Source organism: Pseudomonas sp. DrBHI1, assembly GCF_002205115.1.
In the GTDB taxonomy this organism is placed as follows: domain Bacteria; phylum Pseudomonadota; class Gammaproteobacteria; order Pseudomonadales; family Pseudomonadaceae; genus Aquipseudomonas; species Aquipseudomonas mosselii.
In genome coordinates, this window is sequence record NZ_NIBE01000072.1 from 1 (window position 1) to 6667 (window position 6667).

The window sequence follows — 6667 nt, forward strand, 5'->3', positions numbered from 1 at the left end:
GTGGGGCTTCCCCATGTGAGAGTAGGTCATCGTCAAGATTCATTTCGCAAAACCCCTATCTGCGCGAGCAGGTAGGGGTTTTGTCTTTTCAGCCCTGGTAAAGAAATCTGACGTGGGAGCGGGCTTGCCCCGCGATGGCGCATGCCCGGATAACATCACGGCCTGATTCGGCCTTATCGCGGGGCCAGCCCGCTCCCACGGTATCTTGTTCCTACACGGCATCCGTTTGCTGACGATCACGCAAATATCCTTTGCTCGTCGGCTACCTCACATCGCCCCGTCGCAGGTGCGACAATATTGCCGTCACAATTACGTGACTTCCCCGTACCTACCCTGCGTCAAGGCTTAGGTTCGGGGCAATCCTGGCACCCGGACCGAGCGATGCCAGCGTACCGTGCTGCGCATTTCTGGACTTTCACCGTCCTATTACTTGAGGTTAGAAGCAAGATGGCCAAGGCCGCCGATGTCGTTGTGCAATGCCTGGAAAACGAAGGTGTCGAGTATGTGTTCGGCATTCCCGGTGAGGAAAACCTCGACTTGCTCGAGTCCCTGCGCAAGTCGAAGATCAAGCTGGTACTGACCCGCCACGAGCAGTCCGCGGGCTTCATGGCCGCCACCTACGGCCGCCTGACCGGCAAGACCGGCGTCAGCCTGTCGACCCTCGGCCCTGGCGCGACCAACCTGGTGACCGCCAGTGCCTACGCCTACCTGGGCGGCATGCCGATGATGATGATCACCGGTCAGAAGCCGATCAAGAAGTCCAAGCAGGGCCGTTTCCAGATCATCGACGTGTGCGGCATGATGGACCCCATCACCAAGTACACCCACCAGTTCGCCTCGGCCGACAACATCCCAGCGCGCATGCGTGAAGCCTTCCGCCTGGCCGAAGAAGAGAAGCCAGGCGCCGTGCACCTGGAGCTGCCGGAAGACATCGCCGCCGAGCAGACCGACGCCTTGCCGATCCCGCGCAGCCTGCACCGTCGCCCGCTGGCCGAGCACGTGGCTATCGAAGCCGCCGTGCAGAAACTGCAGAACGCCCGCAACCCGATCCTGGTGATCGGTGCCGGCGCCAACCGCAAGATGACCGCCAAGGTCCTCAAGCAACTGATCGACAAGACCGGCATCCCGTTCATCACCACCCAGATGGGTAAAGGTGTGGTCGACGAGCGCCATCCGCGCTTCCTCGGCAACGCTGCGCTGTCCTCCGGTGACTTCGTGCACCGCGCCGTCGAAGCCGCCGACCTGATCGTCAACATCGGCCACGACGTGATCGAGAAGCCACCGTTCTTCATGGTCCGTGGCGGCACCGAGGTCATTCACGTCAGCTTCCGCTCGGCCGAGGTAGACGCCGTGTACTTCCCGCAGGTGGAAGTGATCGGCGACATCGCCAACGCCGTGTGGCAGATCAGCGAAGCGCTGACCGACACCAGCCACTGGGACTTCACCCGCCTGATGGCCATCCGTGAAGCGAACGAAGCACAGATCGCCGAAGGCGCCGACGACGACCGTTTCCCGGTCTACCCGCAGCGCATGGTCGCCGACATCCGTCGCGCCCTGCCGTCCGAAGGCATCGTCGCCCTGGACAATGGCATCTACAAGATCTGGTTCGCCCGCAACTACAAGGCCCACAAGCCCAACACCGTGCTGCTGGACAACGCCCTGGCGACCATGGGTGCCGGCCTGCCATCGGCCATGGCCTCGCACCTGGTGTACCCGGATCGCCCGGTCATCTCGGTATGCGGCGACGGCGGCTTCATGATGAACAGCCAGGAGCTGGAAACCGCGGTACGTCTGGGCATGCACATCACCGTGGTGATCCTGCGAGACGACGGCTACGGCATGATCCGCTGGAAGCAGGCCAACATGGGCTTCACCGATTTCGGCCTGGACTACGGCAACCCGGACTTCGTCAAGTACGCCGAAGCCTACGGTGCCAATGGCCACCGCGTGGAAAGCGCCGAAGGCTTCCTGCCGCTGCTCGAGCACTGCATCAAGACCCCAGGCGTGCACGTGATCGACTGCCCGGTGGACTACAGCGAGAACGACCGCATCCTCAACAGCGAGCTGCGTGAGCGCGCGCTGGCGGTCTAAACCGTAGCATCCTCATCGCGGGGCAAGCCCGCTCCCACGTTGTGCAAGAACAACGTGTGAGCGGCTTGCCCCGCGATCGTTTTATTGGCACGGTGAATGCGTGTACCGCTTTTCCCATGTGTTAGGGTGCTCCCATATTTTGTTTCCTCAGGACTCCTACCCATGCTCCCCGCGCTCAGCGAAAAAGAACTCGACCGTCTCGAAGACCTGCTGATCACCTACGGCAACGATTATTCGGTGCTCAACCTCGCCGAGCTCAACGGCTTCTTCACCGCTTTGGCCAGCTCCCCCAACAAGGTCAACCCTGAGCAATGGCTGCCTTCTGTCGCCGGTGGCAAGGTGCCGAAGTTCAAGAAGCCCGCCCATGAAGAGGCCTACACCGCGTTGATGCTGCGTTATGCCAGCCAGGTGGCGGAAGAGCTGGCCAACGACCTCGAGCACTTTGAACCGCTGTTCGAGGAGAGCGAAGGAGAGGAAGGCCCGGCGATCATTCTCGAGGAATGGTGCTTCGGCTACATGCGCGGTACCCAGGTGGCCGAGTGGAGCGAGCTCCCGCCGGAGCAGGATCGTCTGCTCAAGGCCATTTCCCTGCATGGCCTGGAAGACAATTTCGAGCTGCTCGATTCGATGAGCTTCGATGAGCGCCAGGCCTGTGTGCCGCTGGTGGTCGAGGCGGCGCGGGGGTTGTATCAGTACCAGAAGCAGCACCGTCATTGAGATCGCCATCCCGGGCGCGTGGAAGCGGGCTGGCCGCACGACTGTAATTATTCCACCTACCGAAATACTGGATTGCTCCCAGCACTGATTCTGCTGTCGGGCGATCCAGTGCAGCATGTCCTCCAGCAGCGCCACTCCCGGCGCTGATCCGGAGCCTCGCACATGTCAAGCCCGATCAAACTCTACAACTTCCCCAAGTCCGGCCACGCCCACCGCATCGAGTTGATGCTGTCGCTGCTCGAACTGCCCACCGAGCTGGTCTTCGTCGACCTGGCCAAGGGCGAGCACAAGCAGCCAGAGTTTCTCGCCATCAACCCCTTCGGCCAGGTGCCGGTGATCGATGACAACGGCATCGTCATCGCCGATTCCAACGCCATCCTGGTCTACCTGGCCAAGGCCTACGGCGGTGAGCGCTGGTTGCCTGCGGATCCGGTCGGTGCCGCCCGAGTGCAGCGCTGGTTGTCGGTCGCGGCGGGTCCCCTGGCCTTCGGCCCGGCAGCGGCACGTCTGGTGACGGTGTTCGGTGCCTCGTTCAACACCGATGAAGTCATTGGCCGCGCCCATACCCTGCTCAAGGTGATCGACGCCGAACTGGCCAAGGGCCCGTTCCTGGTCGGTGACCAGGCGACCATCGCCGATATCGCCAACTACTCGTACATCGCCCACGCGCCGGAAGGCAACGTGTCGCTGGAACCGTACCCCAACGTGCGCGCCTGGCTGGCGCGTGTCGAGGCGCTGCCGGGCTTCGTGCCGATGCCACGTACGGTCATCGGTTTGCAGACCACCCTCTGAGTCCCGAGGAATGCCGCCATGCAATCGCCCTGGCATGCAGGTGAAAAACGGCTGCAGGAGCACGTCGGTGTTGCCGAGCGCATGGAGGCGTTCGGGCAGAAGGTCATCCGTGACTTCATGCCCGACCAGCATCGCACCTTCTACCAGCAGTTGCCGTTCATGGTGGCCGGTGCCGTGGACGCCGCAGGCAAACCCTGGGCGACGCTGCTCGAAGGCCCGGAAGGCTTCGTCAGCTCGCCCGATCCACGGCAACTGTTGATCGGCGCCGATCTCGCCAGCGACGATCCGGCCACGCCGGGCCTGGTGGCGGGTGGCGCCATCGGCCTGCTGGGGATCGAGCTGCACACGCGGCGGCGCAATCGCCTCAATGGCCTGATCCGCGGGGCCAGCGCCGGTCAGTTGGCGGTGGTGGTCGAGCAGTCGTTCGGCAACTGCCCGCAGTACATCCAGCGGCGCGAGTACACCCGCGTCGACGAGCCGCCGCAGGCGCGTCGGGATTCATCGGTACTCGATGCCGCGACCCGCGCCATGATCGAAAACGCCGACACCTTCTTTGTCGCCAGTTACGTCGAGCAGGAAAATGGCCAACGTGCCGTGGACGTGTCCCACCGCGGTGGTCGCCCCGGTTTCGTCAGGGTCGAAGGCAATCGCCTGACGATTCCTGACTACGCCGGCAACCTGCATTTCAATACCCTCGGCAATCTGCTGGCCAACCCGGTTGCCGGCCTGTTGTTCGTCGACTTCACCACGGGCGATGTGCTGCAGGTTTCCGGGCGCACCGAGGTGATTCTCGACAGCCCGCTGATCAGCGCCTTCGAAGGCGCCGAGCGGATCTGGACCCTGGACATCGAGCAGGTGGTGGTCCGCCCGGCTGCGGTGTCGTTGCGTTGGGCCTTCCAGGAGTACGCCCCCACCAGCCTGATGACCGGCACCTGGAGTGAAGCCGAAGAGCGCCTGCAACAGCGTGAGCGCCAACGCCAATGGCTGACCTGGCGCGTGCTGCGTATCGAGCAGGAAAGTCGCGATATCCGTTCGTTCTACCTGCAACCCGAGGAAGGTACGGCGGTGGCCTTCGCGCCCGGCCAGCATATTCCCGTGCGCCTGCAGGTGGATGGCGAGGCACCGCTGATCCGCACCTACAGCCTGTCCAGCGCGCCGTCCGATGGCCACCTGCGCATCAGCGTCAAGGCGCAGGGGCCGGCGTCACGCTATCTGCATCAACAGGTGAAGGTTGGCGATCGGCTGGAGGTGCGTCAGCCCATGGGCAGCTTTACCCTGGATCAGCAGAGTGAGCGGCCCCTTGTGCTGATCGGCGCGGGCGTCGGCATCACCCCGTTGATCGCCATGCTCCGCGAGCAGCTGGCCAAAGGGCAGGGGCGGCGCATCCATCTGTTCCATGGCGGGCGCACACTGGCCGACCTGCCGTTCCAGCAGGAGCTTGCCGCACTCCAGCAACACGCCAATGGCTTGCTGAGCATCCATCGTGCCCTGAGCCAGCCCGAACCCCAGGCCGTGCTGGGTCATGACTACCAGTTCGCCAACCGCCTGGGCATCGAGCAGATCAAGGCCACGCTGGCATTGGACGACTACGACTTCTACCTCTGCGGTCCGGCCAGCTTCACCCAGGATCTGTACGAAGGCCTGCGCGGCGTGCATGTGCCCGACGCCCGCATCCATGCCGAAGCCTTCGGCCCCTCGACCCTGCGCCGCCACACCGATGACAACCAGCCGACGCTGCAGCAGCCCCCACCCGCCAGCGAACCGGTGCCGGTGTACTTCGCCAGCTCCGCCAAGGAAGCGCGCTGGGCGCCAAACAGCGGCACGCTGCTGGAACTGGCGGAAAGCCGTGGCCTTTCGCCGGACTTCAGTTGCCGAGGCGGCTCCTGCGGTACCTGCAGGACCAAGCTGGTCAGCGGCCAGGTCCACTACCCGAACCCGCCCGCCGAACTGCCCGAGCCCGGCATCGTGTTGATCTGCTGTGCCATCCCAGCCCAGGCCGAGGACGGCGTGCAGCCCCTGGTACTGGAGCTCTAGCGTGACCACGGCGATAATCGCCCCACGACAACGCGTGGGGCGCGGCATGGACCAGATCCACCTGATGAAAGTGTTCGTGGCTGTTGGCGAGCTGGAAAGCTTCGCCGCCGCCGCCCGCCGCCTGGCTATCTCGCCGGCGGCGGTTACCCGCGCGGTCACTGCCCTTGAGGAACAGCTCGGGGTCAAGCTGCTGCTACGCACCACCCGCAGCGTGCGCCTTACCGAGGCCGGCGGGCGCTACCTGCAAGACACCCGGCATATCCTCGCCAGCATCGTCGAGGCCAACGAAGCCGCCGCCGGCATCAACGCCGCGCCCAAGGGCGACCTGGCGGTTACCGCGCCGATCCTGTTCGGCAAGAAGTTCGTCATGCCGTGCATCGTCCGTTACCTGCAGCAGTACCCCGAGGTGGATGTGTCGGCGTTCTTCCTCGACCGCGTGGTGAACTTGGTGGAGGAGGGCATGGACGTGGCGGTGCGCATCGGCCAGTTGCCCGACTCGGGCCTCAAGGCGTTGCGCGTGGGCAAAATGCGCCGGCTGCTGTGCGCCTCGCCCGAATACCTGGAACGCCACGGCACGCCGCGCCATCCCTCGGAGTTGCAGAAGCACGAAGTGATCGCCGCCGGGACCCTGTCACCGCGCACGGACTGGCGTTTCGGCGCCATCGACGACCCGACGCTGATCCGCATGAAGCCGCGCCTGACCGTGACCAGCAACGATGCCGCCATCGCCGCGGCCAGCGCCGGGCTCGGGATTGCACGGCTGCTGTCGTACCAGGTGGCGGATGAAGTGGCGGCCGGGCGCTTGCAGGTGATCCTGGCCGAATACGAAGAAGCGCCGTGGCCGATCCATATCCTGCATCGGGAGAGCAAATATGGCTCGACCAAGGTGCGGACCTTTATCGATATGTTGGCCGAGCATTTGCGCAGCCAGGCACATCTGGCTTGATTCCGGACCTTGGGGCGCAAAGCGCCCCCAAGTACCTTGAACGCAATCAACACCTCGAAAGCGCCGTACACTCCGCCAGCACCCTCA

Annotated in this window: 5 protein-coding genes; all 5 read left to right on the forward strand. The window is 64.1% G+C overall.

Annotation, left to right across the window (positions count from 1 at the left end; all coding sequences use genetic code 11):
* Positions 1-447 precede the first annotated feature (447 nt).
* The 5 genes from CC207_RS16680 (at position 448) to CC207_RS16700 (ending at position 6580) form a co-directional block, all read left to right on the forward strand.
* Entirely contained in the window at positions 448-2091 is a 1644-nt protein-coding gene (locus CC207_RS16680; RefSeq protein ID WP_028692242.1) for an acetolactate synthase large subunit, read from the forward strand.
* Positions 2092-2253: 162 nt separating this feature from the next.
* Positions 2254-2808: a UPF0149 family protein gene (locus CC207_RS16685; protein WP_028692247.1), complete on the forward strand. Its 555-nt coding sequence runs from the start codon at positions 2254-2256 to the stop codon at positions 2806-2808.
* Between the two features lie 162 nt (positions 2809-2970).
* On the forward strand, positions 2971-3600 hold the full coding sequence (locus tag CC207_RS16690) for a glutathione S-transferase family protein (protein WP_088852428.1): 630 nt from the start codon (positions 2971-2973) through the stop codon (positions 3598-3600).
* Positions 3601-3618: 18 nt separating this feature from the next.
* Positions 3619-5634, forward strand: a complete 2016-nt coding sequence (locus tag CC207_RS16695; RefSeq protein ID WP_088852429.1) for a pyridoxamine 5'-phosphate oxidase family protein — start codon at positions 3619-3621, stop codon at positions 5632-5634.
* Between the two features lie 46 nt (positions 5635-5680).
* Entirely contained in the window at positions 5681-6580 is a 900-nt protein-coding gene (locus tag CC207_RS16700; protein ID WP_028692250.1) for a LysR family transcriptional regulator, read from the forward strand.
* The last annotated feature ends 87 nt before the right edge of the window (positions 6581-6667 follow it).